Raw genomic sequence first — 4,188 nt, 5'->3', positions numbered from 1 at the left:
GCTTGAAGAATATCTCATGCGGGGTCTTATAGTCAAGACATTTACGAGGGCGGTGGTTAATTAGGTCAACAACTTTTTTTAGCTTTTCCGGTTTGACTATTTTTAAGTTTGTCCCCTTTGGGAAAAACTGGCGTAGCAGTCCATTCGTGTGCTCATTTAACCCTCGCTCCCACGAATGATGGGGTCGTGCAAAATACCAACAGACCTGCAATAATGCAGCTAAACCAACATGACCCGTAAACTATTTCCCATAGTGGTCCGAGACCGGACCACTGTCTGAAGTAAACGTTTTTCGGTACTCTTGAGGGACTTCCTTAAAGGCTTTAGCTGTTACTTCATTCATGGAGTCTGCTGTTTTATCCGGTGCTAGCTCTGCAACAGGGGTCCGGTACCGGACCCCTAAATACCTGGAAGCTTTATCCACATGCGTGACGATTACTCCTTGATGATTCTTCCCAATAACTGTGTCGCTTTCCCAGTGACCAATCTCTGTTTTCTCATCAGCAATACTAGGCCGTTCTTCAATGCCCACGCGGTCTGGGATTATCCCGCGCTTATTCTTAGCTAAGACACGACACTTTCTTTTTTTACGCTTATGCCGCAGGTACTTTACAAGCTCTCCCATGTTGGTAAAGTTGCTGTAAATCATTTGATAAATGGTTTCATGACTTATACTTTCTTTATTTTCCAGCTTAAGTCGTCCCGCAATTTGGGCAGGACTGTGAAACTTTTTCATTCGCTGCTTAATTTCCTCTAAACACTCCTTACTCACCTTCTTAAAAGGAGTTTTTGCTCCTTCAGTGGTCCGGGACCGGACCACTACGCCGTTGCTGCATTTTGAGGTGGGCGGTATCGGGTAAATAGCGTCCATGGGCATCAGTATTCCGCCGCAACTCACGGAATAGTGTGGCCGGACTGCGATTCATTAGCTTGGCAATCTTGACCAATGGAGAATCTGAAGAACTTCTCAAGGAAAAGAGAAAATTGCGTTCTTCTGCGCTAAGTTGGGTGTAGCTCATTGGGGTTTCTTTTGTTGTGGTAAACGTCAGATTACCCCATGAGCCTCTTTTAGTACACCTCCTGGGTGTTGCACTTCATTCTTGAACTGGCGAAATTTAAAGGGACCAGTGGAAGGACACCGATAACTTTTAACGCGCTCTCCTAGCATACCAAGCATGGATAAGTAGGGTCTGAAGGAATAAGACGGGAATATCAAAGCCGCTGGCTGCAATAATTGATGCGACCTCACGGGGCGGTAGCACAGCCACATCTCGACCATAGGCAGCAAGAAATTTTTCAACTTCTTCAGTCGGCACTCCGGAATACTTCAGCATCCGTACCCAAACTTCAAGGAGGCTCCGGTAGGCTGGCGTAGACTGATCAGAAGCCAGATCTGCACTGACTAAATAACCATTGGAGCCAAGTCGTGCGGCGATTTGTCTAAAAAAATCGCGCCGCTCATCGGGCTGAGTAAAGAACTGAGAAACCAGCAGGCAAGTTGCCCCAGCAAAAGCGGGCGATGCCGGCAGCGAATCGAGATAACCTTCGTGAAAAGTGCAACGAGACGTGACACCACACGCTTCAGCGCGTTGACGACAGATATCAAGCATCGGTGCCGCTGGCTCCACTGCCGTAAAGTGCCACTGGGGAAATGCTTGGGCAAGATCAATTAGTTCTGAGCCAGTTCCCACCCCGACACAGAGAATTCGTGCCTCAGTAGGAAGTTCAGCAAGGATGAAACGGATTGATAAGTGAAGTGCGTCGCGTAAGGGAGCTAACTTAGCAAATCTTTGGTCGTAGGAAGCCGCGCGTTCCTGGTCAAAAATAATCACCGACTCTTGATTTTGCATGGGAAAGTAGCAGCGGTACCCTAAGATTTTAAACCAATACGTTAAGCTAAGGGCGAACTGACAGGGCCACGGAAGCCGGGAAAATGGTAACATCTGTAACACATCTTCAGCCCACCATGTCCCACCTTGTTAGCCCCTGGCCCGGTTTATTAACGGCTTACCGAGATTTTTTACCTATTAGTGAGCGCACCCCCATCGTTACCCTACACGAGGGTAATACCCCGCTCATTCCAGCGGATTACCTATCTCAGCAGATTGGGCGCGGGGTAAAGGTCTGGCTCAAGTTTGATGGACTCAACCCCACGGGCAGCTTTAAGGACCGGGGGATGACCATGGCGGTCTCCAAAGCCAAGGAAGAAGGGTCTGAGGCCATCGTCTGTGCGAGTACCGGGAATACCTCGGCGGCGGCGGCGGCCTATGGCGGACGGGCGGGGCTCAGGGTTTTTGTTTTGGTCCCAGCGGGTTATGTGGCCTTGGGGAAACTCGCCCAAGCCCTGATTTATGGTGCGGAAGTGATTGCCGTTGAGGGAAACTTTGACCAAGCCTTTGCGCTGGTCCGCCAAGTAGCTGAGCAATACCCAATTACCCTAGTCAATTCAGTCAACCGTTATCGTCTTGAAGGCCAAAAAACCGCTGCTTTTGAGGTCTGTGAACAGTTGGGTCAAGCTCCCGACTGGCTTTGTATTCCTGTGGGCAACGCTGGGAACCTGACGGCCTATTGGATGGGATTCTCTGAGTATTTGCAGAAGGGTTATATCCGGCAACGGCCCCGGATGTTGGGTTTTGAGGCGGCGGGGGCAGCGGCACTCATCCACGGACGCATCACACCGATTGCCCGCCCGGAGACGATTGCCACGGCGATCCGCATCGGTAATCCGGCTAGTGGGGTGATGGCAATTGCCGCCGCGAAACAGAGCGGCGGGAAGATTGATTGCGTGAGTGATGACGAAATTCTCCACGCCTATCGGCTTTTGGCCCGCCATGAAGGGATTTTCTGTGAACCCGCCAGTGCTAGTTCCGTTGCTGGGTTACTCAAACATCAAGCCGAGATTCCCGAAGCGAGTCAAATTGTCTGTGTCCTCACGGGGAGTGGGCTGAAGGACCCGGACACCGCGCTCAGAGGCCGCGACCTCCAGCAGTCAGCGATTGCACCGGAACTCGGGGCGGTGGCTAAAGCGATGGGGTTTTAGTTATTTTTGTAGCCACCATTGGTGGACCTGTTTCACTTGAGCAACTTGCGCGGGGCTGAAATCGGCTTGAAGCAAGGTGTCTAGGTAACTTGCCCGACGGTACCGTGAGTCCATCTGCACGGTGCGTTGGTAACTCGCTAGGGCGGCCTTGGGCTGGTTGGCGGCGTGGTGGACCATGGCTAAGGCGACTTGGGGATGGGGGTTGCGTGGTTCATAGCCTTGGGCTTGGGTGAGATGACTGATGCTCTCGGACCAACGACCAAGGCGGTGCAGGGCTAAACCGAGGTTGTAATGGGCAGTACCGTTTTTGGGGTCGAGGCTGAGGACGCGGCGAGTGGCGGTTTCTGCTCGTTGGGGCTGGTCGAGGAATAGGTACACGATGCCGAGGGCGTTGGGGATTTTGGGGTCTTGGGGGGCGAGCTCCTGGGCATGGTTGAGGACACGGGCGGCAACTTTGTCGTTCCCGCTCCGGTGTTCGGCCCAACCCAGGTTTAGCCAACCTTGAGCGTTCTGGGGGAGTAGGCGGGTTGCGCGGCGGTGAGCTTGGGCACTCTCTTGCCACTTTCCTTGTTTTCCTAACGCGACGCCCAGACCGCGCCAAGCGAGGGCTAGGTCTGGATTGAGTTCGAGGGCTTGTTCAAAATAGTCCACTGACCGCTCGGTTCGTCCTTGAGCGAGGGCTTGGGACCCCTGTTGGAAATAGTTCTGGGCCGTGGGGGCGGCGGCTACGGGTAGGCTCAACCAGAGGACCACCCACCAACTCCATCTGACCATCTAGCTGGGTCCTCAAAGGCACAATCCAGTTTATTCTCAATGCTCGCTCTCGGTGCCTCTCATCCTTAGATGTGGGGTTTTGTGCGTTGGAGTTAGTAGTTGGCATTGCATTCAACAGCCTGTGAGGGCGGGTTCCACCCTCACGCTCCCGCCGACCCGTGTAACTAAAGCTCACCACGAGGACGGGTGAGGAATTGATGTGGTTTAACTGCTGTTTAAATAGTCGTGCTTTTTATTGCACCCCGTCCTCTATCCGACTCTTTTCAAGGGGGGCTAGGGGAAATCGCTTCGACCTTGGTCCCCCACTAGTGGGGCGGAGGGGCTTCTTAAGGGTTCGGCGTGGGGGCTGGGGACTCTTGGAGGGTGTCTTGGGG

Annotated in this window: 3 protein-coding genes and 1 pseudogene; 1 reads left to right on the top strand and 3 read right to left on the bottom strand. The window is 52.9% G+C overall.

What is annotated here, in order from left to right; genetic code table 11:
• Positions 1 to 1,019: pseudogene (locus tag HFM78_RS01180) on the bottom strand (IS30 family transposase); the annotation flags it as partial.
• 129 nt (positions 1,020 to 1,148) lie between these two features.
• Positions 1,149 to 1,850 (bottom strand): class I SAM-dependent methyltransferase, encoded by a 702-nt coding sequence (locus HFM78_RS01175; protein WP_287127583.1) that lies wholly within the window; start codon positions 1,848 to 1,850, stop codon positions 1,149 to 1,151.
• Positions 1,851 to 1,966: 116 nt separating this feature from the next.
• On the opposite strand from HFM78_RS01175, the gene thrC reads away from it, so the two are divergent.
• The gene (thrC, locus tag HFM78_RS01170; protein ID WP_287127582.1) at positions 1,967 to 3,040 is read left to right on the top strand and encodes a threonine synthase; all 1,074 of its coding nucleotides are present in this window, start codon (positions 1,967 to 1,969) and stop codon (positions 3,038 to 3,040) included.
• Here thrC and HFM78_RS01165 read toward each other — a convergent pair whose 3' ends face one another.
• On the bottom strand, positions 3,041 to 3,814 hold the full coding sequence (locus tag HFM78_RS01165) for a tetratricopeptide repeat protein (RefSeq protein ID WP_287127581.1): 774 nt from the start codon (positions 3,812 to 3,814) through the stop codon (positions 3,041 to 3,043).
• Positions 3,815 to 4,188 lie beyond the last annotated feature (374 nt).

Source organism: Candidatus Cyanaurora vandensis (genome assembly GCF_013285555.1).
Taxonomy (GTDB): Bacteria; Cyanobacteriota; Cyanobacteriia; order Gloeobacterales; family Anthocerotibacteraceae; genus Cyanaurora; species Cyanaurora vandensis.
This window is presented reverse-complemented; position numbering and strand designations above follow the sequence as displayed.